Source organism: Mycolicibacterium neworleansense (assembly GCF_001245615.1).
Lineage (GTDB): Bacteria > Actinomycetota > Actinomycetes > Mycobacteriales > Mycobacteriaceae > Mycobacterium > Mycobacterium neworleansense.
On sequence record NZ_CWKH01000002.1, the window covers coordinates 366,433 to 392,430 of the forward strand.

Annotated in this window: 22 protein-coding genes and 1 tRNA gene; 8 read left to right on the forward strand and 15 right to left on the reverse strand. The window is 66.2% G+C overall.

What is annotated here, in order from left to right; translation table 11 throughout:
- Positions 1-3 precede the first annotated feature (3 nt).
- The 8 genes from BN2156_RS17460 to BN2156_RS17495 form a co-directional block, all read right to left on the reverse strand.
- A complete protein-coding gene (locus tag BN2156_RS17460) occupies positions 4-372 on the reverse strand; it encodes a nuclear transport factor 2 family protein (RefSeq protein WP_090517445.1) in 369 nt (122 codons plus the stop codon).
- An 18-nt stretch (positions 373-390) separates the two neighbouring features.
- Complete coding sequence (locus BN2156_RS17465; protein WP_090516284.1) at positions 391-1,143, reverse strand: maleylpyruvate isomerase family mycothiol-dependent enzyme; 753 nt, start codon at positions 1,141-1,143, stop codon at positions 391-393.
- 1 nt (position 1,144) lies between these two features.
- Positions 1,145-2,461 (reverse strand): cytochrome P450, encoded by a 1,317-nt coding sequence (locus BN2156_RS17470; RefSeq protein ID WP_162490882.1) that lies wholly within the window; start codon positions 2,459-2,461, stop codon positions 1,145-1,147.
- Positions 2,462-2,499: 38 nt separating this feature from the next.
- The gene (locus BN2156_RS17475; protein WP_090516285.1) at positions 2,500-3,831 is read right to left on the reverse strand and encodes a UDP-glucose dehydrogenase family protein; all 1,332 of its coding nucleotides are present in this window, start codon (positions 3,829-3,831) and stop codon (positions 2,500-2,502) included.
- A 169-nt stretch (positions 3,832-4,000) separates the two neighbouring features.
- A complete protein-coding gene (locus BN2156_RS17480; protein WP_090517447.1) occupies positions 4,001-5,632 on the reverse strand; it encodes a DUF7159 family protein in 1,632 nt (543 codons plus the stop codon).
- 221 nt (positions 5,633-5,853) lie between these two features.
- Entirely contained in the window at positions 5,854-7,188 is a 1,335-nt protein-coding gene (locus tag BN2156_RS17485; protein ID WP_090516286.1) for an ammonium transporter, read from the reverse strand.
- Between the two features lie 197 nt (positions 7,189-7,385).
- Entirely contained in the window at positions 7,386-7,955 is a 570-nt protein-coding gene (gene dcd, locus BN2156_RS17490; protein WP_090516287.1) for a dCTP deaminase, read from the reverse strand.
- 16 nt (positions 7,956-7,971) lie between these two features.
- Positions 7,972-8,730 (reverse strand): DUF7159 family protein, encoded by a 759-nt coding sequence (locus BN2156_RS17495; RefSeq protein ID WP_159402851.1) that lies wholly within the window; start codon positions 8,728-8,730, stop codon positions 7,972-7,974.
- 361 nt (positions 8,731-9,091) lie between these two features.
- On the opposite strand from BN2156_RS17495, the gene BN2156_RS17500 reads away from it, so the two are divergent.
- From BN2156_RS17500 to BN2156_RS17525, 6 genes are all read left to right on the forward strand, one after another.
- Positions 9,092-9,165 (forward strand) — tRNA-Gly (locus tag BN2156_RS17500).
- Between the two features lie 170 nt (positions 9,166-9,335).
- Complete coding sequence (locus tag BN2156_RS17505; protein ID WP_090516289.1) at positions 9,336-10,451, forward strand: TIGR03857 family LLM class F420-dependent oxidoreductase; 1,116 nt, start codon at positions 9,336-9,338, stop codon at positions 10,449-10,451.
- Between the two features lie 80 nt (positions 10,452-10,531).
- The gene (locus BN2156_RS17510) at positions 10,532-11,134 is read left to right on the forward strand and encodes a TetR/AcrR family transcriptional regulator (RefSeq protein ID WP_264035157.1); all 603 of its coding nucleotides are present in this window, start codon (positions 10,532-10,534) and stop codon (positions 11,132-11,134) included.
- 256 nt (positions 11,135-11,390) lie between these two features.
- Positions 11,391-11,876 carry a MarR family winged helix-turn-helix transcriptional regulator gene (locus tag BN2156_RS17515; protein WP_090516291.1) on the forward strand — a complete coding sequence of 162 codons (486 nt, stop codon included), beginning with the start codon at positions 11,391-11,393 and terminating at the stop codon, positions 11,874-11,876.
- Positions 11,877-12,015: 139 nt separating this feature from the next.
- A complete protein-coding gene (locus BN2156_RS17520) occupies positions 12,016-14,538 on the forward strand; it encodes an arylsulfatase (RefSeq protein ID WP_090516292.1) in 2,523 nt (840 codons plus the stop codon).
- Positions 14,539-14,616: 78 nt separating this feature from the next.
- The gene (locus tag BN2156_RS17525) at positions 14,617-15,240 is read left to right on the forward strand and encodes a maleylpyruvate isomerase family mycothiol-dependent enzyme (RefSeq protein WP_090516293.1); all 624 of its coding nucleotides are present in this window, start codon (positions 14,617-14,619) and stop codon (positions 15,238-15,240) included.
- Here BN2156_RS17525 and BN2156_RS17530 read toward each other — a convergent pair.
- Genes BN2156_RS17530 through BN2156_RS17540 form a run of 3 tightly spaced genes read right to left on the reverse strand, consistent with a single transcriptional unit; the run spans position 15,237 to position 18,742 of the window.
- The gene (locus tag BN2156_RS17530) at positions 15,237-17,060 is read right to left on the reverse strand and encodes an ABC transporter ATP-binding protein (RefSeq protein WP_090516294.1); all 1,824 of its coding nucleotides are present in this window, start codon (positions 17,058-17,060) and stop codon (positions 15,237-15,239) included. The two genes, BN2156_RS17525 and BN2156_RS17530, sit on opposite strands and share 4 nt — an antisense overlap.
- A gap of 38 nt (positions 17,061-17,098) precedes the next feature.
- Positions 17,099-18,001: a hypothetical protein gene (locus BN2156_RS17535; RefSeq protein ID WP_090516295.1), complete on the reverse strand. Its 903-nt coding sequence runs from the start codon at positions 17,999-18,001 to the stop codon at positions 17,099-17,101.
- A gap of 57 nt (positions 18,002-18,058) precedes the next feature.
- Positions 18,059-18,742, reverse strand: a complete 684-nt coding sequence (locus tag BN2156_RS17540; RefSeq protein WP_090516296.1) for a VldE C-terminal domain-containing protein — start codon at positions 18,740-18,742, stop codon at positions 18,059-18,061.
- A 270-nt stretch (positions 18,743-19,012) separates the two neighbouring features.
- Here BN2156_RS17540 and BN2156_RS17545 point away from each other — a divergent pair, with 270 nt between their 5' ends.
- Positions 19,013-19,867, forward strand: coding sequence for a helix-turn-helix transcriptional regulator (locus BN2156_RS17545; protein ID WP_090516297.1), 855 nt, complete (start codon positions 19,013-19,015; stop codon positions 19,865-19,867).
- Positions 19,868-19,902: 35 nt separating this feature from the next.
- Here the strand turns inward: BN2156_RS17545 and BN2156_RS17550 are convergent, their stop codons facing one another.
- Positions 19,903-20,676 carry a helix-turn-helix domain-containing protein gene (locus BN2156_RS17550; protein WP_090516298.1) on the reverse strand — a complete coding sequence of 258 codons (774 nt, stop codon included), beginning with the start codon at positions 20,674-20,676 and terminating at the stop codon, positions 19,903-19,905.
- 249 nt (positions 20,677-20,925) lie between these two features.
- Here BN2156_RS17550 and BN2156_RS17555 point away from each other — a divergent pair, with 249 nt between their 5' ends.
- A complete protein-coding gene (locus BN2156_RS17555) occupies positions 20,926-21,780 on the forward strand; it encodes a helix-turn-helix transcriptional regulator (RefSeq protein WP_090517448.1) in 855 nt (284 codons plus the stop codon).
- Between the two features lie 12 nt (positions 21,781-21,792).
- Here the strand turns inward: BN2156_RS17555 and BN2156_RS17560 are convergent, their stop codons facing one another.
- From BN2156_RS17560 to BN2156_RS17570, 3 genes are all read right to left on the reverse strand, one after another.
- On the reverse strand, positions 21,793-22,278 hold the full coding sequence (locus BN2156_RS17560; RefSeq protein WP_090516299.1) for a hypothetical protein: 486 nt from the start codon (positions 22,276-22,278) through the stop codon (positions 21,793-21,795).
- A gap of 224 nt (positions 22,279-22,502) precedes the next feature.
- Complete coding sequence (locus BN2156_RS31385) at positions 22,503-24,752, reverse strand: hypothetical protein (RefSeq protein WP_210436662.1); 2,250 nt, start codon at positions 24,750-24,752, stop codon at positions 22,503-22,505.
- Positions 24,753-25,216: 464 nt separating this feature from the next.
- On the reverse strand, positions 25,217-25,933 hold the full coding sequence (locus tag BN2156_RS17570; protein WP_090516300.1) for a GntR family transcriptional regulator: 717 nt from the start codon (positions 25,931-25,933) through the stop codon (positions 25,217-25,219).
- Positions 25,934-25,998: the final 65 nt, after the last annotated feature.

Sequence of the window (25,998 nt, forward strand, 5' to 3'; positions counted from 1 at the left end):
CGGTCAGCCCGCGAGGTCGTTCTCGGTGAGTTCGGTGGCGGCCAGCGCGGCGGCCAAGGTGTCATGGCGGAACACCGAGGTGACGTGGTCGTGCACCACCCGGAAGGCGGCCGCACCGGCGTGAGCTGTCCCGTCCGCGGTCCGGACGGTCTGCTCGACGACGACGACGCCGTCGTGGACGAACATCCGGCCCGGCGTCACGGTGTCGCCGGCGGATGCGGCCCAGTCGCGGAGGGCGGCATGTCCCTGGGCGGCCCCGCCGGCGTTGCCCAGCTCGATGTCATCGCTGGACAGCGCGATCAGGGTGTCGATGTCCTTGTCGTTCAGCGCGTCGTGCCAGGCCAGAACCGTGGCGATCTCGGATGTGGTCATGAACGAAACGTACGCCACTCAGAACGGTGTGCGCTCCAGCCAGGCGTCCCAGGTTGCGGTGTCGCCGAACACTTCCAGCCCGAGGTCGGCCGCAGTCCCCCGCCGGGTGATCGCCAACAACAGGTCGTTGGCCGGGCCGCGAAGTGCGACGGTGCCCTTACCGTGGCTGTGGGACCACCCGAGGCCGTCCTCGTCGTTCTCCACCGTCCACTCCCCCGTCGGGCCCAGACCGTCGTCGGTGGCGTGCAGGTGGATGCTGGTGTCCGACGGGAGCGGTTCTCCGTGCCGCTTCTTGGCCATGCCGGTGGAGATGTCCAGCCATTCACTGATCGCATCGGCGGCCAGGTCGGGCGGCAGCTTGAATTCGGTCCCTACGGCCAGCGCGGCGTCGGCGTGGTGTACCGCCGCTTCGTGCACCCGTCGCCGGATCCACCAGCCCCCGGGCTTGGGGCCCAGGAACGTCCACACCCTGGTGTCGGTGCCCACCTGGTCGACCGCCTTGAGGACTTGAACCGCACCGGCGTTGAGCCATTCGATCGCGCCGTCGAGATCGTCAGGTGGCCTGCCCTCATGAACCTCCCGCGGATCCAGCGGCGAGACCCGGCGCTCGGAGATAATCTGTGCCGCCCAACGGTTTCCGCGCCCGACGTGGCGGAACAGTTGCTTGAGCGTCCAGTCCGGGCACGTCGGCACCGGCGTCTCGGGATCGCTGGAGGCGATCAGCTCCCCGAACGAACGGGTCTGGTCGAGCAGAGCAGCTCGGAAGTCCACGTCACGAACTTACCGCTGTGCGTGCCTTCCCGAGCGTGATCGGCAGAGTCGACCAGCCGCGCAGGATGCGGGTCTCGCGGCGGCTACCAACGCCGGCTGCCCGTGCGTCGGGGAACCGGTCGAAGAACGTCTGCAGGCCGACCTGGCCTTCGGCCCGGGCCAGTGCCGCACCCAGGCAGAAGTGTCTGCCGCCGGAGAACGACAGGTGCCGTCCGGCGTTCTCGCGTTCGATGTCGAAGCGGTGCGGATCGGTGAACACCGCCGGGTCACGATTGGCGCCGGCGAGGTGGACGATGACGAGTTCCCCGGCCTGCACCGGGGTTCCGGCCACTTCGGTGTCCCGGAGGGCCACCCGCGCGCTCATCAGCACCGGGGAGTCCAGGCGCAGAATCTCCTCCACCGTGTTCGGCCACAGCTCGGGGCGGGCGGCCAGGGTGGTGAGGTGTTCGGGATGGTCGAGCAGCATCCGGATGCCGTTGCCCAGCAGGTTGACCGTGGTCTCGAACCCGGCGGCGAGCACGAGCCCGGCCAGCGCCCGCAGTTCTGATTCGTTGAGCGGTTCCCCGGCCGCACCGGCCTCGGAGGCTTGGATGATCTGGCTGAGCAGGTCCTCGCCGGGGTTGCGCCGCAGGTGACGCAGGTGATCGGTCAGCCAGGTCTCGAATCCGTGGATGCCGGAGTTCACCTCCTGGTACTGCCGCCACGTCAGGCCGATGTCCAGGCTGGGTGCGCCGAGCTCGCCGAAGCGCAGGATCTGGGACCGGTCGGCGTCGGGCACGCCCAGGATGTCGCTGATCACCGCGACCGGCAGCTGGGCGCAGTAGCGGTCGACGATGTTGACCACGCCGGCGTCGCCGTCCATCGAATCCAGCAGTTCGTTGGCGGTTTCCTGCACCCGTTCGCGCAGCCGGGCCACCGCCCGGGTGGTGAACACCGAGGAGACCAGCTTGCGGTAGCGGGTGTGATCGGGCGGTTCCACGGCGAGCAGTGAGGGCGGCAGCAGCGGGTGCAGCGATCCGGTGTCGGTCTTGTCGGCCACCCAGCGCAGCGGCTTCGGCAGGTTGCCGCCCAGCCGCGACACCCGGAAATCCTCGGAGCGCAGCAACGCGGTGGCCACGTCGTGGTCGAAGGTCATCAGCAGGGCGCGACCACGCACAATTGGTCCTTGACGGCGCATTTCGTCGGCGAACGGCGCCGGATCGGCCCGCACCTGCGGGTCGGCGATCAGCCGAGCCTGCGGATCGCCGTGGCGCATCCCGTACGCAGATATACCTCGAACCACCCCGTGCAGGGCCATCCACCGGATTCGTTCCCGCATGGCCCGAGCCTACGACCGCGGAATTTGTTCTACAAGCGTCAAACAGTGGCGACGGGTCGTCCCAGGGCGTACACCCGCCAGCCGGCGTCCCGCCACCGCTGCGCGTCCAGGCAATTGCGGCCGTCGACAACGACTTTGACGCGCACCGTGTCGGCGAGCTCGGCGGGATCCAGGTCGACGAACTCGGCCCACTCGGTGAGGACCAGCACCGCGTCGGCCCGGTCGCAGGCCTCGATCACCGACGTGGAGTAGTTCAGCGTGGGAAACACCCGCTGCGAGTTGTCCATCGCCTTGGGGTCATACACGTTGACCGCGGCGCCGTTCAGCTGCAGCATGCCGGCGACGTTGAGCGCGGGCGAATCGCGCACATCGTCGGATTCGGGTTTGAAGGCCGCGCCCAGGACGGCGATGTTGGCGCCCAGTAGGGATCCGCCGCAGGCCCGGGTGGTCAGCTCCACCATGGCGGTGCGCCGGCGCATGTTGATGCTGTCGACCTCGCGCAGGAAGGTCAGCGCGTGGTTGGCGCCGAGCTCACCCGCCCTGGCCATGAAGGCGCGGATGTCCTTGGGCAGGCAGCCGCCGCCGAAACCCAAGCCCGCGTTGAGGAATCGCCGCCCGATGCGCGGGTCGTAGCCCAGCGCGTCGGCCAGCAGGGTGACGTCGGCGCCGACGGCCTCGCACACCTCGGAGATCGCGTTGATGAACGAGATCTTGGTGGCCAGGAACGCGTTGGCCGAGACCTTCACCAGCTCGGCGGTCTGCAGGTCGGTGACCAGGAACGGCACCCCGTCGGCGATCAGCGGGGCATACAGCTCGCGGACCGCGGATTCGGAGCGGACCGAATCATGCTGAACACCAACCACAATCCGATCCGGGTGCAGCGTGTCGTGCACGGCGTATCCCTCGCGGAGGAACTCCGGGTTCCAGGCCACCTCGACATCCACATCCGCAGGCGCGAGCCCCCGGGCCCGCTCGGCCAGGTCGGCGGCGGTGCCGACGGGGACGGTGGACTTGCCGACGATCACCGCAGGCCGGCGCAGCCGTGGCACCAGGGTGTCGATGACGGCGTGCACGTGACGCAGGTCGGCGCTGTACTCGCCCTTCTTCTGCGGGGTGCCGACGCCGAGGAAGTGCACGTCGGCGAAATCGGCGGCCTCGTCGTAGTCGGTGGTGAACCGCAGGCGGCCGGCAGACAGGTTGTCGTTCAACACCTTGCGCAGGCCGGGCTCGTAGAACGGGATGTCTCCGGCGGCGAGTTTGGCCACCTTGCCCGGGTCGATGTCGACCCCGATCACCTCATGGCCGAGTTCGGCCATCCCCGCGGCATGTGTCGCGCCCAGATAGCCGGTGCCGAAAACGGTGCATCGCATACTGCCTGGATAGGCCGCCAGAATGAGCTAGCTGCTACGTGACACTGAGCGGCAGACCAACGTCAGGTAACGGTTGGTGGCGGGGCCCCGGATCAGCGAAATCAACGCCATGGTCGTTGTCACGCGCGCAGCGCACCCACAGCGTTGATCTCGAAGGACTCGAGGGGACCTAGTGCCCGCCGAACGGGAATGGCCACGTCGGCCCGTCGCCGCCCGAGTTGTGTGAACCACCGGAGCCGGAACGACCGGGATTCCAATCACCGGAGCCCGAACCACCGGGGTTCCAGTCACCCGAGCCGCTGGAGCGGCCAGGATTCCAGTCGCCCGAGCCCCGGCCCGGGTTCCAGCCCGAGCTCGGACCCGACCCGGATCCCGGGCCCCAGTCGTCCGAGCCTGAGCCCGGCCACCGCGGGGTTTCCGGTTCGTGGCGCGACGGCGGCTGCCACGGCGGAGTCTGCTCACGCGGCTCCCACGGCGGCCGGAAGATGTTCGGCAGCCGCGGCGCGGGCGGCAGCACGACCAGCGGCGGAATGTACGGCGCCGGCGGGTTGTAGATCGGGGCCGGCGGGGGCGCCACCGGGATCGGCGCGGGCGGCGGAGCCTCGGGCGCCGGGGCGGGTGCCTGCGGCGGCGGCGCGGGGACCGCGGCGGGCTGCTCGACGTAGACAGTGCGCGGCGGCGCCTGCGGTGCCGGGGCCGGAGCTTCCTGGACCACCGGGATCGGAGCCTTGATGGTCTCTGGCGGCGGAGCCGGTGGCGGGGCCGCCGGCTGCGCGGGCTGGGCTTCCGGTGCGGGTGCGGGCAGCTTGGCCGGGGCGCTGGGCACCACTGCGCCCTGCGCCGGGGCGGGACGCTGATCGACCGTCGGCCGGATACTCACCGCGAGTGAAATAACCAGGGCCACAACGCCAACCACGAACACCGATGTCAATGCGGAGCCGACGAGAAGGAACGGTTTGCGCTCCTCGTCCATCGGCATCTCGTCGGCGACGAGGTCCACCCCGTCGAGCGATTCGGCACCGACCGGGGCCATCTCGGTGGCCAGGCCGGACAACGCGTAGGCACTGCCGGCGGTCGTCCCGTCGGGATCCTGCGAGTAGGCCAGGCCGACGGTGGTGGCCTCGAACGCCGGGGCGTTGGCGGAGGCAAGGGCCGCCCCGCGGGCCAGTGCCATCTCGGGCTCGTCCGGGGCGCTGATCGGAAGCGACACCAGCGGCTCCAGATGGGCCTTGACCGAGGCGACGTCGACACCTGAACCGAGGACGAACATGCCCTGCGGAGCTGAATCGGCGGCGGCGACCGCGGCGGCCATATCGGTGAGCACGGCCATGGCGTCGGCACTGTGCAGAGACCGGCTCAGCACCTTGACCACCGAGCCGTCATCGGTCTTCACCACCGACAGCGTCGCGGCGTCACGGTCGATGAACAGCAGAGCTGTGGTGTCGTATCCGACCGCGCGGCCGACCGCCTGGGCCAGGGCCGCGGCGGCATGGCTTTCGGAGACCAGCATGACGTCATCGATGCCGTGCGCGGACAGTGTGTCGCGCAACGCGGCGGCGTCGGAATGGTCGGTCCACGTGACACCGATCGACTTCAGATGGTGTCCGCCCGCAGTGGCGCTCTCCTGGGTTCCGAGGATGGCGGCGACGACCTGATCGGACGCACTGGTGGTTGCCGAATCCTCACCGGAAGTGACGTCGAAGACGTCGTGATCGACGGTTACCCCGTCGGCTTTCTCCCCCTCGACCAGCACCATGCGGACCGTCGTAGGTGCCATCGCCACACCCAATACGATGTCCACCGAGTCCTCCAATGTGTTTGCTGCACTGCCTTTGTCGCCATTGCGCACACATTCCGCACGAACCGACAACTAGAACCTTCATCGGTGCAACGTGCTCGATCGTTACACCCGCGCTCATTAGCTACAGCGCTGAGATTCCGGTCGGACCGCGACAGCCTGGTGCGTGCCGGCGCCGGTTAGTTAGACCCTACTCGGCATTACGACAAACGGCGCCGGCCGGTTCAGCCCGCGCTGTCTTCCTGGGCCGGATCAGGGCGCTGATCCAGGGATCCCAACTGGCCCAGCGTCCCGCCGAACAATCCGGGCCGGCGCTGCGGCAGATGCCCGTGCACGCCCTCGGCGTACGCGGATTCGGCGTGCTGGGTGAAGTCGACTCCGGTGGTCTCGTCCTCCGGGCTGAGCCGGAATCCCATGAACCGGTCGATCGCCTTGGCGATGACGTAGGACATCGTGAACGCATAGACGGCGACGGCGACGGCTCCCAGCAGCTGCTTGCCCAGCTGGGTCAGCCCACCGCCATAGAAGAGGCCCTGCGGACCTGCCGTCATCACCTCGGTGGCCAGGAATCCGATCAGCAGCACGCCCACCACACCGCCGACGAAGTGCACGCCCACCACATCGAGCGAGTCGTCATAGCCGAAGCGGAACTTCAGGCCGATCGCGAAAGAACAGACCACACCGGCGGCCAGGCCGACCACGACCGCGCCCAGGGTGTTGACGGTGCCGCACGACGGGGTGATCGCGACCAGACCGGCCACCACACCGGAGGCCGCGCCGAAGGTGGTGGGCTTGCCGTCACGGATCTGCTCGACGGTCAACCAGCCCAGCATGCCGAGGCAGCCGGCGACCAGGGTGTTGAGGAAGATCGCGGCGGCCGTGCCGTTGGCCGCCAGCGCCGAGCCGGCGTTGAAACCGAACCATCCGAACCACAGCAGACCGACGCCGAGCAGCACGAAGGGCAGGTTGTGCGGACGCATCGCCTCCTGCTTGAAGCCGATGCGCGGGCCGAGCACCAGGGCCAACGCCAGGGCCGACGAGCCGGAGACGATTTCGACGACGAGGCCGCCGGCGTAGTCGAGGACGCCGAGGCCGGCCAGCCAGCCGCCCGGGCCCCAGACCCAGTGCGCGACGACGGCGTAGACGGCGACGGCCCAGATCGGGACGAACAACATCCAGGCCGCGAACTTCGCGCGGTCCGCGATGGCCCCGCTGACCAGGGCGGCGGTGATGATCGCGAAGGTCAGCTGGAACGTGGCGAACAGCAGTTCGGGTACCGCGCCGTGGGCGGTGCTGGGCGTGATGCCGAGCATGCCGAAGTGCTGCAGGCCGCCGATCAGACCGCCGCCGGCGTCATCGGAGAACGCCAGGGTGTAGCCGACCAACAGCCAGGCCACGGTGACGAGCGGGATCGAGATGAAGCTCATCATGATCATGTTGAGCACGCCGGTGGTGCGGACCATACCGCCGTAGAAGATGGCGAGGCCGGGGGTCATCAGCAGGACCAGCGCGGTGCTGGCGAGCAGCCAGGCTGTGGCGGCCGGATCGATTTCGGGCACGTCGAGCTCCTTTGGTCTCGACGAGAATGTCCGGCCCGCGTTTCAGCCGCGCGGCGCGCGTGTTTCAGCCGTGTTTCGTGTTGCGGTGTGGTTACTGAAAGTTCACCGGCCGCCGGTTCCGCCTGCCGAGCGTGCGTGTCTGCCGGTGGGCGCGCCGTGTTTCGTCAGCAGTTCGTGCACGCTCGCGATGCCGCGGCCTACGACTTGATGAAGTTCAAATGCGAGCGTGACGGCGTCGGGCCACGCTGACCTTGATATTTCGAGCCGACCTTGTCACTGCCGTACGGGTGCTCGGCCGGGCTGGTGAGCCGCAGCAGGCACAGCTGGCCGATCTTCATCCCGGGCCACAACGTGATGGGCAGGTTGGCGACGTTCGACAGCTCCAGGGTGATGTGCCCGGAGAAACCGGGGTCGATGAACCCGGCCGTCGAGTGCGTCAACAATCCGAGCCGGCCCAGCGAGGACTTGCCTTCCAGCCGTCCGGCCAGGTCATCGGGCAGCGTGCACACCTCGAGCGTGGAGCCCAGTACGAACTCCCCCGGGTGCAGCACGAACGGCTCGCCTTCCGCGGGTTCGACCAGCGTGGTCAGCTCGTCCTGTTGTTTGGCCGGGTCGATGTGGGTGTAGCGGGTGTTGTTGAAGACCCGGAACAGGTTGTCCAGACGTACGTCGACGCTCGACGGCTGTACCAGGGCATCGTCGAACGGCTCGATGGCCAGGCGATTCGCGGCGATCTCGGCCCGGATGTCTCGATCGGAGAGCAGCACCCGACGAGCGTATCGGTTAGCGACGGACCACCCCCGGCACCGGCGGCAAGCTGGTGTCGGCGTGGGGCGCCAGCAAGGATTTGTCAGCTGCCCGCCCGACCATCGGCACCACCTTGCGCACCACGGTGTGAACCGGCTCGGTGGGCGGGGCCGGCGCGGGATGTCCAGCGGGGGTCGACGCCTGCGGCGGGGTGGCGGTGTCGTGGCCGCCGCGCACCGTCATCGCCAGGAACGCCGAACCCGCCACGATCAGCACCGCTGTCGCCACGGCCATGGCCAAGGTGTGCGTCAGTGCGGCGGGTTTGACTGCCGGCGCGGCCTCGTCGCGAATGTCGGCACTGGCGATCAGCGCGCCGCGCGCCAGCAGCAGGGTGGCATCATCGTTGAGCGCCGAGTTCGACTCCCCGCCAGGGCTTTCCGCTGTATGTGTCGCCGACCCAGCGGCCGCCTCCAACGCATCGGCACTGGAGACCACCGCGACGTTGGTGAGGCCCAGCTCCTCGAGCGCGTCCAGAACCAATCTGGCCTCGCTCGACACCGCATCGGTCCAGGTCAACGCAACACGTGCAACGGTGTAGCCGTTGGCAGGGGCGGCCGCACGGGTGTCGATCACCGCGCTGACGACCTGGTCGCGGAAGCCGGGCTGCTCGACGCCGATACGAGTGTCGGCACCGAACGATTCGCGATCGATCACCGATCCGTCACCGCGGGTGCCCTCGACCAGGAGAAGCCGGGCGTCGCGCGAGGCCATGGCAATACCGATAACAACATCCATTGGGTTGAGTCCCTCGATTGGTTCGGCCCGACCTGCGGACCTGTTCGCTCCATTCAGCGCCGGATGGAGCCCACGACTACCGACGGTAGAGAAGCTGCCTGAGAACGACAGCCCGAGGATTTACGTGACTCTCAGGGTGATGCGTGAGCGGCAATCATGTTCTGGGATCGAACGTTTCGCCACGCGGGTTCGGGCGCCGGGTCCGCACTGGGCAGCCCCGTGTCAGCTGCGTCGAAGGCCTTCGCCAAATGCCGGCCACCGCCCGTCGGGTCCACCGGCGTCAATTTCTTAGACTCACCGCGCGTCGTCCGCCCGCCTTACCCACAACTGCGGGCGAGTTGCTATCCTTCGTCAGCACCATGCCGATGTAGTTCAATGGCAGAACATCAGCTTCCCAAGCTGAATACGCGGGTTCGATTCCCGTCATCGGCTCCACGTTTTACCGGTCAGACCAGCGCCGATCAGCAGGCGCCCGGCTTCCCAGTGCACACCGTCACTGCAGAAATCTCGCGTAGAACCAGCCCTCGCCCCCTTATCTCCCATTCATTGAGAACCCTCATTGACAATCGCCGTCGCCGCGGATGACAGTGCTAGGCGTCCACGGAATGAGAGGCACGTCATTGAGCACCAACCACCCCGACGACCAGCTCAACGAGCTCGGCTACTACGCCGTGACCCGCCACCCCGCGGATGTCCGGGTGGTTTTGCCCGAGGCACGTACGGCGGAGGCGCTCGGCCTGGGGTCGTGCCATATCGGTGAACGGTTCACCGTGAAGGACGCGGCGGTGCTCTCAGGCGCGGTGGCGGGCTGCAGCACGAGCTTGGGGATCGCGCCGTCGACGAACTATCACACCCGCCACCCCACGGTCACCGCCACCGTGGGGTCGACCATGCACGCCCTCACCGAGGGCCGCTTCGCCATGGCGTTCGGCCGTGGGATGGCGGCGTATTGGCAGGCGATCGGTCTTCCCGTGGTGACCGAGGCCCGGCTGCGCGATTTCTTCGGCATCCTGCGCCGGCTCTGGGCCGGCGAGATGATCGTGAATCACGAGGGTCCGGCCGGGAAGTGGCCGCTGCTGCGTCATGTGAGTGGCCTGGCGGACGGTCCGCCGATCGGTCTGGTGGCGGTCGGCCCGAAGACCATGGAACTCGCCGGTGAGATCTGCGATTTCGTTGTGCTTCATACGTTTTTCTCCGACGAGGCGACGACGGCGTCGGTCGCGGCGGTACGCCGGGGCGCCGAACGCGCGGGCAAGGACCCCGACAGCGTCCGCATCTGGGCGTGCCTGGCGACGGTGCCCGACGCGTTGTCGGAGGACGACCAGTTGCGTCGCGGGGTCGGCCGGCTCGCGACCTATCTGCAGGCGTACCCGGATGTGCTCGTCAAGGCCAATGGCTGGGACCGCGGAGCGTGTGACCGGATCCGGCAGTCCGAACTGTTCACCGATGCGGCCACCGCCGGGCCGATCGACGCGAGTGCCTCGTTCGAGACGCTGCAGCGGATCGCCGAACTGATTCCCGCCGAGTGGTTGGACTCCGTGGCCAAGGGATCACCGCAGGACTGCGCGAAGACGATCGCCCGGCAGTACGACCTTGGCGTTCACTCCGTCATCATGCACGGGGCAAGTCCACATGAGCTCGAGCCGGTCGTGCACGCCTACCGCGCTGATCGGCCGACACTGCGCCGGGCGGTCGCGGCGAACCCCGGGAGGTTTGCCTGAACGCCCGCGAATCCCCGCAGGCGGCGCGCGCCCGGGAGCAGTGGCGGGCCGCGGTCGTCCAGTCGGCCGCGGGCACGCGGCTGAACAAGCGGGGCCTTGAGACCCGCGCCCGTCTGCTCGACGTCGCCATCCGCTGCCTGGCCGACAGCGGTGGCGAGCCGGTGTCGGCGAATCGCATCGCCAAGGATGCGGGCGTCACCTGGGGCACGGTGCAGCACCAGTTCGGCGACCTCGACGGGCTGTGGGTAGCGGTGATCACCGAAATCCATTCTCGCAGTTGGGCCTCCGACGACGGTGACCCTCAGCCCCGCAACGATACGTTGGGGGAACGCGTGGCCGCCGCCATCGATTCCGTCTGGGCCTACCTCGAAACCACCGAGGGCCGGGCACTCACCGCGCTACGTACCTCACTGCCGCCGCGCCGTTCTGACATCGCCGCTGAATACCCTCAGACCGCAGCGGCTTTCGCGGCACGGGAACTCGATTGGATTCAAGGCTTCGACTATCTGATGGACGGGCTCGACCTCGACCCGGACCAGTTGTACCGGGTCCGGTGCCTGCTTCCCGCCGCCATCCGGGGCCTGAGCAATGAACGCCAGATGGGTTTCACCTCGGATCTCGACGTCGCCCGTGCAGCTTTGACCGACGCGGTGGTGGCGTTGTTGTCCCAGCCGCGGCGGTGAGGGCGCGCGGCGGGCGGGTCGGAAATCAGTTGGGCATCAACCGGTTCCTACCTGCCAACGGAAACATTCGGCGCGGGATGAATACAAACGGGCCTCATCGCTCACTGCCGTACTGCCACGAATTGCGTTGGTGCAAAACCGTTTCCCAGCCAGCGACAGCCCCCAATTGACGGCACTGCAAGCGCCGTACTCAACAAAACAAATTGCGCCGACAACTCACGGTCACCGCGGCGCCTACACGTGGGATACTCACGAGATGGGCAGCGCGCCGCAGCACGACATGACCCGAACTCCGGTCGACGAACTGTCGGCGTTCGAAATAGCAACCCGAGATCTGGTTGGCGTGGCGCTGCGCAGCGTGGACCAACTCGAGATTTCACTGCCGCAGTTCCGGCTGCTGCTCGTGCTGCAAGAGCGCGGCAAGTCGACCTCGACCGAGTGCGCCCAGGCGCTCGGCGTCGTCGGGTCGACGGTCACCCGACTGGCCGACCGGCTGGATGCCTCCGGTCATCTGGTCCGCGGTTCCGATCCCACCAACCGCAGCGTTGTCACCTTGGCGCTGACCGACCGTGGGCGCAAACTGGTCCGGCAAGTCACCACCCGGCGCCGGCGCGAGTTGAGCAGAGTCCTCGACCGGCTCGACCCCGCCGAGCGCGCGGCATGCGCATCAGCTTTGCGGAGTTTTCATGAGCTACTGGTCGATGACGACGGCGACGACCTGAATCGCCCGATACCGCTGTAGATATCACCCAAAACGGGCAATTGACAGATCAGCACTGCCAGGCACGAAATGCGTTGGGCCACAACGCTTTATCGGCTGTTTCCAAATCGCCGGTGTTTTATCCGGACAACGCGGACAGACCGTGCATAGTGTTGCCCCCATGGAATCGAACCACGAGGACATCACCGAGACCGACAAACGCGGCAAGTTGTCGAGACGTTCGATGCTGGGGGGCATCGCAGCTGCCGGAGTAGGTGCCGCCGCGGTCGGCACGCTGGTTTCCGGTTGCGACGACTCAGGAAAACCGGGTGCCAGTGGTGCCGGAGGCGGAAACGCCGGCCCGCCGGACTACGGCACGGGCATCAACGAAGGCTTCGATGGAAAGATCGAACTGGACATTCGTGATTCGAAGCCGGATTGGAAGCCCTTCGAACTCAAACACGCGCCCGAGGGCGCACCAAACGTCCTGGTGGTGTTGTTCGACGACACCGGTATGGCCTCATGGTCGCCCTACGGTGGCCGGATCAACATGCCGACGCTGCAGAAGTTGGCCGACAACGGACTCACCTATTCGCAGTGGCACACCACCGCGCTGTGCTCGCCCACCCGGTCCTGCCTCTTGACCGGCCGCAATCATCATGTGAACCGGTTCGCGAGCATCACCGAGGGTTCCGACGGCTTCCCGGGCGCGGCGGCCCGGCTGCCCGCGCAATGCGCGACCGTGGGGCAGGTGCTACAGGACAACGGCTACAGCACGTTCTGGGTGGGCAAGGACCACAATGTCCCCGAGGAGGATGTCTCCAGCGGTGGCAGCAAATCGGAGTGGCCGCTGCAGAAGGGCTTCGACCGGTTCTACGGCTTCATCGGCGGCGAAACCAACCAGTGGTATCCCGACCTGTCCGAGGACAATCGGTTCATCGACCAGCCCTACCCACCCGAACAGGGCTATCACCTGTCCAAAGACCTTGCCGATCAAGCCATCCGGATGCTGCGCGACCAGCGTTCCAGCAACCCGTCCAAGCCCTGGTACATGTGGTTCTGCCCGGGCGCGAACCACGCACCGCACCACAGCCCCGAGGAGTACTCGGCAAAGTACAAGGGCAAGTTCGACGACGGCTACGAGGCCTACCGCGAGTGGGTGCTCCAGCGGATGGTCGACAAGGGCATCATGCCCAAGGGCACCGAGCTGACCCCGATCAATCCGCTGCCCGAGGACGTGGCGTCGGAGGCCGACGCGGTGCGGCCGTGGGATTCACTTAGCCCCGACGAGAAGAAGTTGTTCTCGCGCATGGCGGAGGTGTTCGCCGGGTTCTCGGAGTACACCGATGCTCAGGCCGGGCGGGTGGTCGACTACCTGGAACAGACCGGGCAGCTGGACAACACCGTCATCTTCTACTGCGCCGACAATGGTGCCTCCGGTGAGGGTTCGCCGAACGGTTCGGTCAACGAGAACAAGTTTTTCAACGGCTACCCCGATGATCTCGCCGAGAACATGAAGATGCTCGACAAGCTCGGCACACCCGACACATACAACCACTACCCGACGGGCTGGGCGGTGGCGTTCTCCACGCCGTTCCAGATGTTCAAGCGGTACTCGCAGTTCTCCGGCGGCACCTGCGATCCGATGGTGATCCACTGGCCCAAGGGCATCAAGGCCAAGGGCGAGGTGCGCCATCAGTACCACCACGCCACTGACGTCGTCCCGACCATTCTCGACGTCGCGGGCATCGAGATGCCCGCGGAGTATCGCGGCATCAAGCAGTATCCGATCAATGGCGTTTCGATGCGGTACAGCTTCGACGGTGCCGATGCCCCGACCACCAAGAAGCGCCAGTACTACGCAATGCTCGGCACTCGCGGAATCTGGCAGGACGGTTGGAAGGCCTCGTCGCTGCACGCACCAATTAGTGGAAAAGGACATTTCGACCAGGACAAGTGGGAGCTCTTCCACGTCGACGAGGATCGCTCCGAATCGAAGAACCTCGCCGATCAGAATCCGGACAAGCTCAAGGAGCTGATCGACGCGTGGAACGAGGAGGCCAAGAACAACTACGTGCTACCCCTGGATGACCGTGCTGCCGTCGAACTCATCACCATTGAGCGGCCTCAGTTCGAACCGCCCCGCAATCGCTATATCTACTACCCGGACACCGCTCCGGTGCCCGAGGGCGTGGCGGCCAACATCCGCGGCCGGTCCTACAAGATCATCGCCGATGTCGACATGACCAAAGACGCGCAGGGCGTACTGTTCGCGCACGGTTCACGCTTCGGCGGTCACGCCTTGTTCATCAAGGACAACAAGCTGCACTACGTCTACAACTTCCTCGGCATCAAACCCGAGCAGGTGTTCGTCTCAGGACCGCTACCTGAAGGCAAGCATGCGCTGGGCATGGAATTCATCTGGGAGAAGAAGGGCGACCACGGTGAATCCCTGGGAACGACAATTCTTTACGTAGACGGCAAGGAAGCGGCCAAGGGACCGATGCGGGCGCAAATCGGCAAGTTCACCCTCGCCGGTGACGGGCTGTGCGTCGGGTTCGACAGCGGTGACAACGTGTCGGATCTGTACCAGAATCCGGGCCGGTTCACCGGCGGGACCATCAAGGGTGTCGCGGTCGACGTGAGCGAGGAGAAGTACGTCGACCTCAACCGGGAGGCGCAGGCCGCGTTCGCGACGGACTGATGCGTGGGTCCCCGCCGGCGCCGAGGCGCCGGCGGGGACGGCTATTTTGTTCAGGTAAACCTGACGACAGGAGCGGCCGTGGACTCCGACACGATCTGGCGCAACATCGACGAGCAGCGGGGACAGCTCGCCGATCTGCTCGACACCCTCCGGCCCGAACAGTGGTCGACACCGTCACTGTGTGCCGGATGGACGGTGCGCGAGGTCGCGATCCACATCACGCAGTCCCAGGCGAGCTTCGGCGAGTTCTTGCCGGCCGCGCTCAAGTCGGGCTTCCGGTTCGACGTCATGGTCCGCCGGGCGGCGCTGGACGATCCGTCCGATCCTCCTGCCATCACGGCGCGGCTGCGTGGCATGGCAGGTTCGCGCAAGCGGCCGCCCCTGACCAAGGAAGTCGACCCGCTGCTGGATGTGCTGATCCACACCCAGGACATCTGTATCCCGCTCGGGATCGACCGGACGATGCCCACCGATGCGGCAGTCGCCGTGGCGGAACGGTTGTGGCACATGAAGTTCCCGTTCGCGCCGCAACGCGATCTGCCGGGCTACCGTTTCGTGGCAACCGATGCCGATTTCGCGGTGGGCCCGGAGTGGGGCGCGCTGCGGGAGGCGCCGATCCATGACATCGTGCTGATGCTCTCGCGACGACGCCCCGTGCCCGATTCGGAACCCGAGGCGGACGACGACGCCCAGGCCGACTAGCGCCCATTCTGCACGTCGTGCAGCCGCCTGTACAGACCGCCTTGGGCCATGAGTGTCTGATGGTCACCGCTCTGGGTGATACGACCGTCTTCGAGCACCAAGATCCGATCGGCCACCGCGGCAATGAAATCCAGGTCGTGGCTGACCACCAGGCAGGTGCGGTCTTCGGCGTAGTCTCGGATCACGCCGATCATCCTGGTCCGCTGGTCGGCATCGAGGTTCTCTGTCGGCTCGTCGAGCAGTAGCACCTCGGGGCGGCGCAGCAGGCAGCGTGCCAGTGCGATCAGCCGTTTCTGCCCGCCGGAGGGCACCTGCACGTCCACCACGGTGTCGTAGCCGTCGTGCATCTTCGTCGTGATGACGGAATGGATGTGGGCCTCGGCGCAGGCTTCTTCGACGTCGGCGTCCGTGGCATCCGACCGGGCCAACCGGATGTTCTCCCGGATGGTGTCTTTGGTGAAGAACGGGAACTGGGCGAGCTTGGACACCTGTTCGCGCAGTGAGTCGATGGTAACCGTCGAAATGTCCTTACCGTCCAACAGGATTCGTCCGTGTTGAGGGTCCCGGAACCGCAGCAGCAGGTTGAACACCGTCGACTTGCCCGACCCGATACCGCCCACCAGTCCCACCGTCTCCCCTTCGGCGACGGTGAACGACAGCTCTTCGAGGACGTTCTCGCCGGGCACGTATCCGAACGTCACGTCCTCGAACACCAGGTTGCCGTGCACCTCACCCAGCGCCACGGCATTGTCGGCTTCGCGCACGGACGGTTGGGTGTCGAGCAGTTCGTAGGTGGACGTCACATTGGGTGCCAGCGACTGATACGTGGTGTACGCCCCCAGAACTCGTTGTGCGGCACTGAACATCACGGGCACCACACCCGCGAAGACCAGCAGTCCGGCGAACGTCAACCCGAAGTGCCCACTGAGCCCGACGCCGACGAGTAGCACGACCACGGTGCTGAGAGCAACGAAGATCTGTGAGCCGTTGACGGTGGCCTGCATCCAGACCACCGACGCCGCCGATCCTTTCGCGGCTTCCTCGGACACGTCGTGAAAGCGCTTGCTGCGGACCGGTTGCGCGTTGAACATCTGAATCTCGGCGATCCCGCTGATGGTCTGCTCGACCTCGGTGGCCATTGCCCGCTCAGCGTTCCTCACCCGGGTCATCACCGCCTGCACGTGGCGGCCGGCGAATCTCAGGGTGAGCAGCGCCAGCGGGGTCAGCACCAACGCGGCCACCGTCATCTGCCATGAGATGGCCAACAGGTAGCTGATCACCACCGCCAGCACCACCACGTCGATCAGCGGCGGAAGCAGGCAGTCGGTCAGAAGCCGTTGCACAGCAGTGGATTCCGTCATCACCCGGTGCATCAGCTCGCCGCTGCGCGAGGTCAGGAAGAAATCAAGGGACAGCGACTGCAGGTGGTCGTGGACGCGCTGCCGGATGTCGACCACCAGCACCCGCTCGACTCTCGCGCCGATCCAGGCGTTGACGAAGTACATGAGCTGGGTCAGCACCAGCGACGAGGCCCAGACCACCAACAGCACCGCGAACGGCACCGGGCCGGCGAGTGACTTCAGCAGGCCGTCCTGGCGGGCCACCAGCGGGCCGCTCAAATCCCATACCCCGCTGAGTTTTCCGCTGTTCCCGGCATCTGCGATGACCTGGACCATCGGGCCGAATGCGGCCACCGTGACGTAGGGCAGCGCCGAGGCGGTCACGCCGATCACCAGTAGCAGGACCAGCACGCCGCGGACCGCGCGCAGCATACCCAGGCTGCGCCAGACCAGACGCAGCGACGATGCCACCGTGCCCACGCGTACCCCCTTTTTCCCGCGAAGGCTAACCTGTGGGTTCAATCGCTGTCGCGCGGAGCATCCGGAAGCGCGGCGGGTGCATCGTCTTCGAAGAAGCGCCGGATCGCGACGAACCCGCCGTGCCGGTAGGCCTCATAGGCCCAAATCGCGGCGATGATCGGCAGTGGTCCGAATGCCACCCACCACCGCGCCGAGGGCGGAACGAGCTCGGCGATCACCTGGGCGCTGGGCTGGTCGTCGACGACGGCGGGCAACCACTCGTGCAACAGGATTGTCAGCATGCGGGTCGCCTCGAATGGCCCAGCGACGGTGGCCAGCACCCAGCTCAGCGACGCGATGATCAGCGCCCACGGCCAGGCCAACAGCAGCGACTGGTCGTCGACGATGTCGGCGGCCGAGCGGATCGACTCGGCAATGAACGCGAAACCGAGCGCCACCAGCAGCACACCGATCTGCGCGGCCAGTAGATCGTCGAGCACCGAGTTGGCCAGCTCGTCGCCACTCCGCGTCGGCAGCCCGAATGCCAGCGACAGCAAGCCGGCCAGTAGTGCCAGCAGCATCAGCGCCGAGGTGGAGTCGTCGATGCGCATGAAGGAGTCGGTGAGGATGCGCATCACCAGCCGCGAGGAGGACGACGGCCGGGTCCGGTACAGGATCATCACCACGAGACCGGAGATGACGATGGCGATCAGCCAGGCCACCACGGCCGCACAGATGATCACCAGTGCCAAAGACCCGATGACCGGGACCAGTTGCTCGTTCGCGGTCTCGCCGTTGCGGACCACCAGCAGGGGCACCACGCCGATGGCCAGCACGCCCAGGGCGCGCACCAGGATCGGCAGGGTGAATCCGGCGATGTCACCGGCGTCGAGGTCAGGGTCGGTGCGGCGGATCGCGGCGATCTCGGCGCTCATCACCGAGCGAGCCCGGCGGAACGACATTTTGCGCGCCACGACGCGAATCTAAGCGCCGCGGCGGCCCCTGATCAGGCGACACGCTCAGCGCAGGTAGAGCTCGCCGCCGGTCGGGTAACCGCCACCCTTGGTGGTCAGATGAACGTGGTCGTAGTGGCCGTAGCCGCCGGATTTCGCACCGCCACCGGGCGTGTAGTACGTGCCGCGCCAGATGGCGTCTTGCAGGGCGAACCGCTCGGCGTTTTTCAGGGCGTAGGCGACGATCCGGTTGCCGAGTTCGATGCCGTGCGCGCTGCTGGCGTTCGGAATCATGATGTCGAGGGCCAGACCGTTGGGATGCCAGCGCAGAGCGTCCGGGCGGACGCCGCCGATGTCGCGGATCTCGGGGAAGTCGGCGCTGACGGCGCGGGACGCGAGGATGGTCTTGACCTGCAGTCCGCGCTCCGGGGCGTCTCCGACCGGTAGCAGCTGCGGGATGTTGATGACGCGCCAGCGTGAGGCCGCGGCGGGCGCCGCTTGGTCGGCGCTCAGGCCGACGGTCTGCGCGACGGCGGTCGACGAGGAGGCAGCCGGCGCGGCCACGATCTCCATGCAGCACGGCGGCTCGGTGGCCGGGGCGGGTGCCTCGACAGGTTTGGCGGCGTCGGAAAAGGGGGATGAAGGAGCATCACTGCCGCCGGCGAAGAACGCAGCGACCGGCGCGATGATCGCAGCCGCGACAGCCGGCAGTTTGCGCTGTCTGGGGCTGGCTAATGCGTGTCGGCCCACACGGGCACCATACGGGCACTTATCTGCCGCTGCAGCAACCGCTCCCCTGTTCTGAGAGTTTCCTTAAATGACTGTCAAGCACATTTGCGGCGTGTTTACCCAGGTCAAAGGTCACGAATTGGTCACGGACGCCGCGTCTTCTTAAGGGAGGGATCTGCGCGTCGTTACGTATTTCAATTCAAAAACACCGCCCAGTTCGCCGCCGCATCGCTACGCTGCTGTCCAGATTTACGGAGCCGCAAATCGCGCAGGAGGTTGTCTCGTGTGGCGATGAAGCTCTGGAAGGCCGACCGGCCCCTTACCCGTCGCGTCGTGCTCGGCGAGAGGGCCATGTCCACCCGCGGTCTGTCGCTGCGGTTCGCCACTGAACAGATCGGCACCACGACCGACTGGTGTTGTTTCGACGGCACCCGCCACCTGGTCTTCGTGCACCGGGCCGGCGTCCTGCGCTCAATGGAAACCGATCTGGACTGGGGCCCGTCGGGCCGGGCGCTGCCGAGCGTGGGCGATGTGTGGGTCGTGCCGGCCGGTGACAAGTGCGCGTCACTCGTGGAAGGGGACACGGCTCAATACTGCGAGATCGCCATCCCGGATCAGCTGCTGGGCGAGACGACGTTGATCCCGCGGGTCAAGCACCACGACCCCTTGATCCATCAGATGGTCGAGCGCATCCACGACGTTGCCGATCGTGATGACGCCCTCGCACGCCTACTCACCGAATCGATCGGCGAAACCCTTCGACTCCTGATCGCCGACAACTACACGGAGGCCACGCCCCGACGGACGGATCAACGGGCCGAGGGCCTGGATGCGGCCGCGCGATCAATGATCATCGCGTTCCTCGAGGACAGCTTGGACTCCGAGATCACCCTCGAAACGCTTGCGCAGCAAGCGAAGATGTCCGTAGGCGGCTTCATCAAGGCATTCCGGGCAGCGTTTCACACCACGCCGTACCAGTACCTGCTCGATCGCCGGATCGAACGTGCCAAGACCCTGCTGCGGACCACGCAGCGGACCGTGACCGAAATCAGTGCGATGGTCGGATTCTCGACACCGAATCATTTCGCCACCGCGTTCCGGCGCCGGGTCGGCGTCTCGCCCCGCACCTACCGCGACAAGAGCTGACACCTCCCAGTTGGCCCGTCAGGTCAACACCCGGCTCATCCATGACCGCGGCGATATGCGCTGGGCGAGACGCCGACGCGTCGCTTGAATGTCGTTGCGAATCGTCCTGGTGCCGAAAAACCTACTGACACTGCGATTTCCGCGATGCTCGCCGACGTGGCCAGCAGGAGCGTCTGCGCACGTTCGATCCGCAGATCCAGGACGTACTGGTACGGCGTCCGCTGAAATGACTGACGGAATGCGTTGATGAATCCCTGGACCGACATCCCGGTCAGCCGGGCCAAGGCCCCGAGGTGAATGTCGGAGTCGAGACTGTCGTGGAGGTGTTCGGCGAGCATCCTGCGAGTCACGGCGTCGAAGCTCCGGTGTTGACGGGGCGCACGCGGGGCCTTCGCGCACTTGTCCCGGATCAGCATGAGGATGTTCTCGGCAACGGAGTCGATGAGCAGTCGCGCAGCGGCGTCGCTGCGATCGGCGACGTTGTAGATCTCCTCGATCAGGTGATGAATCAGCGGATCACGGTACTCGGTACGCGGTAGCAATACCGTGTCGGCCAACACTCCTCGCGGGATGGCAATCTCGCAGTACTGCGCGACCTGCCCTTGCACGATTGCGTGCGGACTGCGGGCCGGCATCCACCAGACATCCCCGCCCAGAAAGACGTACACCCGGTGGTTGTCGTCATCATCGCTACCCCAGTGTTCGAGAGGTGATATCTGCTCTCTCACGAAGGAGAACGAGATGCCGCGCGCCGCAATCTCCTTGCGGCCAGGGTTCGGAGAAACCGGGTCGCCGCTTACGCCTGTCATAGATTCATCTCCGCAGATCGACTTCGCGCGGCAAGACGCACACTTTTGGATCCGCGCGAAACATACGACCGTTGTATCTCATATACAAGCACTTCATCGCCTTTCGAGCCACGAGACTCGAGTGCTACAAGACGCAAACAAAACAGCGGCAATTTTTAGATTGAAACTGGCCCACGCATCGTTCTTGCCCCACTACTCTGCTGCCCAGATTGACGGAGCCGTAGATCCTGTAGGTGGTTTTGCGTGGCGATGAAGCCCTGGAATGATGACCGACCTCAGACTCGACGCATCGTTCTGGACGAGACCCGCGTGGCGACGCGCGGCCTGTCCCTGCGGTTCGCCACCGAACAGATTCACACCACGACCGACTGGTGCTGTCGCGACGACACCCGCCACCTGCTCTATCTGCACCGTGCCGGCCACCTACGCTCCATGGAAACCGATCTGGACTGGGGCCCGTCAGGCCGGACGCTACCCAGCGTGGGCGACATCTGGGTGGTGCCTGCCGGCGCCAGATGCGCGTCCCTGGTCCAGGGTGACATCGCCGAATACTGCGAGATCGCCATCCCCAGTGACGTTCTCGGCGCCACCACCTTGATCCCCCGGATCAAACACCGCAATCCTTTGATCCATCAGGTGGTGGAGCGCATCCACGCCCTCGCCGGTCGTGACGACGCCGCCGCGCGACTCCTCACCGACTCGCTGAGCGAAACATTGAAACTGGTGGTCACCGAAATGTGCGCGGTAGACCCGCCACCGGCGATCGAGCGCAGGCCCGACACCCTGGATCGGGCCACCCGCTCAAAGCTCGTGGAGTTCCTCGACGACAGCATCGACTCGAACATCACCCTCGAAATGCTTGCCCAACTGGCGAGAATGCCGGTGGGCGTTTTCATCACAGCATTCCGCGCCGCGTTCCACACCACGCCCTACCAGTTCTTACTGGACCGCCGGGTCGAACGCGCGAAGTTCCTGCTGCGGAACACAACTCGGACCATCACCGACATCAGCGCCGCGGTGGGATTCTCATCGCCCAGTCATTTCTCCACCGCGTTCCGGCATCGGGTCGGAGTGTCACCCCGCACGTACCGCGGCGGCCGTTGACTACGGCACGGCTTACTCGCAGAGCGCTTCGATGCGCTCGGTCTCGCTTTGCGCCTTCTGCAGCAAGCCGGCCTGGTCAGGCGCATCATTACCGATGCCGGCCAGAGCGTTCACCGCGACCGTCTGCAAGGTACCGGCGAATGCCTTGACCGCATCGTTGAGGTCACCGGGTGCGGCCGGGTCGATGTTGTCCAGCAGGTAGGTACCACCGCCGAGCATCGACAGCCGGGCATTCGCCGCGACGGCCTGCCCCGAGGTGGGATTGTCTTCCGGCTGAGTGTGCGTCTGGATGCCGACGCCGGACGCGACCTTCTTGAAGTTGTCGCACGTGCGCGTGCGGGCGGCGCTCACCTGCTCTGAAGTCGGAGTCGGCGCCGAACCGCTGTTGAGCGCCTCCGGCTTGTCCAACAGCGCCGTAATCGCGACCCCGGCCGCGGCCAACGCGGCCACCAATGCGACGATCGCCACGACCAGTGGGGTGCGGACGGACTCTGACATAGCCGCGACGCTAGCAGCGCTACTTACCGAAATCTGGTAATTCCCAAATCTTTTCGCACTGTGTCGCTGAACAGACTGACCTGCAACGCAATCCACCCCCTCCGTGATGGCGGGGAGGGGGTGGATCGTCGTCGTCATGACGGGCTAGAGCGGAACTCCTGTGCCGATGTCACGACCAGATTTGGTGGATTGCACTGGACCACCAATGTTTTGACTTAGTGGGTTCAGAGGCCACCTCCTGCCCCACCGGCGCCACCGGATCCACCGGTTTTTCCGTCGCTGGACGCGTTGCCAGATTCTCCGGCGCTGCCCGGACGGCTGCCGCCGAATCCCGTGCCACCGGTGCCGCCCGTACCGCCGGAGCCGGCGGGTTTTGTGGTGCTGACGCTGGCTGTGCCGCCTCTGCCGCCGGCACCACCTTTACCGCCGTTGATTCCGCCGGCCCCTCCGTTGCCTCCGGTCCCACCGTTGCCGGCGCCGCTGGTGGAGCTGCCGGTGGCGATACCGCCACTGCCGCCGGCACCACCGTTGCCGCCGGTGCCGAGAATTCCGGTGCTGCTGCCGCCATTCCCGCCGCGGCCGCCCATGCCCTGGAGAGCTCCAAAGATGCTGCCGGTGCCGCCCTGCCCGCCGGTGCCACCCTGGCCGAACACCTTGCCGCCACTGCCGCCATCACCGCCGGTGCCACCGGTCTTGCCCAGACCCGATTGACCATTGCCACCTTGACCGCCGGTACCGCCATTGCCGACGAGAGAGATCGCGTCACCGCCGCGGCCGCCATTACCGGCCTCCCCAGCGGTGGCCGCGCTGCCGTTCACGCCGGCGCCGCCGGTCCCGCCGCTGCCGAACGTCGGGTTGTTGGCGTTGCCGGCACCACCGGTGCCGCCGTTGCCGATGGCGCGGGCATCACCGCCGGTGCCGCCACCGGTCCCACCGGTTCCACCGTTGCCGGCGAGCAGGCCACCCAGTCCGCCGGTGCCTCCGGTCCCACCGGTCGAGCCGGCCGCCCCGCCTGTGCCACCGTTCCCGAATATGCCGGAGTTCCCACCGGTTCCACCGTTTCCTGTGCCGAAGCCGGCGCCTCCGGCACCGCCGTTGCCGAAGATGCCGCCCGTGCCGCCGACGCCACCATTCAGATTCTCGGCGGTGCCCGCACCGCCGGCGCCGCCGTTGCCGATCAGACCGACGCTACCGCCGGACCCGCCGCCGAAGCCGTTGCCGCCCTGGCCGAACAACATTCCGCCGCGACCACCGTCGCAGCTGGATGCGCAGTCCCCGGCCACCGTGCCGTAGCTGTAGCCCTTCCCGATCAGGAGTCCGGCGTTGGGGTTCTCAGCAGTCCCGTCACCGACGAACATCCCGATGAGTCCGCGGCCCCCGGTGTCGAAACCATCGAGGTTCACCCCGGCCGGCCTGGCAGCCACGCCGTTACCCGTAAGCGCGACCAAGGGCTGCCCGCCACCATCCTGGCTGACCGAGTTGACCTGCGCACCAGTCGAGTTCGCAGCACTGCCACCGCCACCGATCAACCCGCCCAACGCTCGGCCGGTCACATTCAGCACTGCTTGCGGCAAGCCCTGCAGCCCAGCGGCGATGCCCGCCGGGATGCTCGCCAGTTCCTCGGGCGTGGGCCACTCCGTGGTCATTTGGGTGACAAAGTCCTGCACCGCCGCCTCGACAGTGCCCCCGGTCATGATGTTCTGTGCGCCTGGGCTCGCAATCTTCAAGGCAAGTTGCTGGGGCAGGGTCTGCACGAGCAGACCCAAGAAGCCACCGCCGGTGACAATGCCGGCGGCAGGCCCGGTCACCCCGTTTACCCCGTTCACCCCGTTGAGGACGGCGTTGCTCACCGCGCCCGGCAGGTCAGCCAGCGCAGCGATCGTGCCTACCCAATTACCGCTGGTGGCCGCGTCGTAACTTGCCTGCAGGTCGGCACCGATCGCAGCGGTGATTGCCGGCAGCATCCCCTGCACCACCACCGCCCCCGCAGCGGTCACGAAGTCGCTTGCGAGGTAGATGGCTGCGGCTGCGAGGCTGGCCGCAATATGCTGCGGGATCACGAGTGCCCCCTGCAATGGCAACAACACATTGAAGAATGTGCCGAAGATGGCCGAGTTCACGCCGCTCATGAACCCCTGGAAATCACCGGCATCCAACGCAGCGACCGCGGTTTGCATGATCTCCGGGTACGTCGTCCCGAAGTACGTCACCGCCGCAGCGGCCGCCGACTGATACGCGCCGATATCGACCGCGGCGTACTCGATCACATTGGCCGTGATCTGCCGCAACAGAGGCGCGGGTAATGCCCACTCAGCCTGCGCCACGGTTGTCACGTTGTTGGCCACATTGATCGCGGTGTTCAGCCATGTCTGCAACGGGAACGGTGCGGCCGACAACCCCACATCCGCTTCCACCACAGGAGCCCGCAGGTCGTCCGGGCTCGGATCGACGGGGCTGAGCGGACTCAAAGCCATCGCACCCGCACCGACAAGTGCGGTGGTGGCGGTGAGGCATGAACGAACGGATACTTCCACTTGGACTTCCCTTCGAGATGACACTGGAGATTGGTGGCGTTTCGTTCTGAACCGACACCGGCGTTCAAGCCGACGGGCGAAATGTAATCCGGCCCTCGCACCGATACCAGCATTTTTCTGAAACACGTTTCAGTGCCGACTTTCGCACTTACGCATTTCATTTCACCGACGGACCGCAATCTGAAAGCGTCGGCGGCGGGTAAGGCAGATAATCCCTGCTCAAAGGAGACGAACCGCTGTCGAACAACCTAGTTCCGGGTTTGCCGCCCTGGAATTATTCGAACATTACGACCCGTAGTGAACAACACCTCGAAACAGGCTTCGAATGCCACCATACGGAAGCGACAGCACAATTCCGGCTAACCACTTGGTTGGGACTACCGATGCACCAGAAGGGGCCGCTCCTACGGCGCGGTCATCACTGCGGTGAAAGTCATCCGGTCGCCTCGATAGAGGGACCGCCGCTGTTCGATCGGAATTCCGTCCTGGTCGTATGACACCCGATTCAGCAGAAACATCGGCGTTCGACTGTCGACGGTGAGCAAGGCCGATTCGCGCGAGTCGGGCAGTGCGGTCTCGATGGTGTCGACGGTGCGCGCGAAGTGGATGCCCCGGCTGCGGATCTCCGCATACAGCGACTCGCGGTAGTCGAAGGTCTCCCGCAATCCCGGATATCGCGCAGCCGGCAGCTTGGTGGTCTCCAGACCCACCCGGATGCCATCGGTGGTCAGGACGCGTTCCAATTGCAGTATGGGAGTGCCGATTTCGATCGCGAGCTGGCCGGCCAGGATCTCGTCGGCAACGAGATCGCTCCAGCCGACCAGGATGCGCCCACCGCTGCGACCCTGCTCCTTGGCGGCCTCGGTGTAGGAACCCATGGACAGGGGCTGCAAGATCTTGGGCCGCGCCACGACGGTGGTCCGGCCCCGGCGTTCAATCCGCCCGGCCAGCAACAACTCTCGTAACGCCTGGCGGACGGTCTCGCGGGCGACATCGAATCGTTCCGCGATCTCCCGTTCCGCGGGGAACGGGTCGCCCACCTCAAGGTCGTCGAGCAATCGCTCCAGTTGCGCGCGGACAACCTGGTGCTTGAGAACCCTCGGTTCTGCGCTCGCGGCCACCCGCCCACAGTAGCAAGTCTTGGTATAGACCAAGACTTGCCGTGTTGTTAACCTCCTCGCCAACT

Excerpts from the sequence above, each read along its gene's own strand:
- BN2156_RS17460 (WP_090517445.1), bottom strand. The coding sequence starts at position 372 with ATGACCACATCCGAGATCGCCACGGTTCTGGCCTGGCACGACGCGCTG.
- BN2156_RS17470 (WP_162490882.1), bottom strand. The coding sequence starts at position 2,461 with ATGCGGGAACGAATCCGGTGGATGGCCCTGCACGGGGTGGTTCGAGGT.
- BN2156_RS17475 (WP_090516285.1), bottom strand. The coding sequence starts at position 3,831 with ATGCGATGCACCGTTTTCGGCACCGGCTATCTGGGCGCGACACATGCC.
- BN2156_RS17495 (WP_159402851.1), bottom strand. The coding sequence starts at position 8,730 with ATGGATGTTGTTATCGGTATTGCCATGGCCTCGCGCGACGCCCGGCTT.
- BN2156_RS17505 (WP_090516289.1), top strand. The coding sequence starts at position 9,336 with ATGAGAGGCACGTCATTGAGCACCAACCACCCCGACGACCAGCTCAAC.
- BN2156_RS17515 (WP_090516291.1), top strand. The coding sequence starts at position 11,391 with ATGGGCAGCGCGCCGCAGCACGACATGACCCGAACTCCGGTCGACGAA.
- BN2156_RS17520 (WP_090516292.1), top strand. The coding sequence starts at position 12,016 with ATGGAATCGAACCACGAGGACATCACCGAGACCGACAAACGCGGCAAG.
- BN2156_RS17535 (WP_090516295.1), bottom strand. The coding sequence starts at position 18,001 with ATGTCGTTCCGCCGGGCTCGCTCGGTGATGAGCGCCGAGATCGCCGCG.
- BN2156_RS17545 (WP_090516297.1), top strand. The coding sequence starts at position 19,013 with ATGAAGCTCTGGAAGGCCGACCGGCCCCTTACCCGTCGCGTCGTGCTC.
- BN2156_RS17550 (WP_090516298.1), bottom strand. The coding sequence starts at position 20,676 with ATGACAGGCGTAAGCGGCGACCCGGTTTCTCCGAACCCTGGCCGCAAG.
- BN2156_RS17555 (WP_090517448.1), top strand. The coding sequence starts at position 20,926 with ATGAAGCCCTGGAATGATGACCGACCTCAGACTCGACGCATCGTTCTG.
- BN2156_RS17560 (WP_090516299.1), bottom strand. The coding sequence starts at position 22,278 with ATGTCAGAGTCCGTCCGCACCCCACTGGTCGTGGCGATCGTCGCATTG.
- BN2156_RS31385 (WP_210436662.1), bottom strand. The coding sequence starts at position 24,752 with ATGGCTTTGAGTCCGCTCAGCCCCGTCGATCCGAGCCCGGACGACCTG.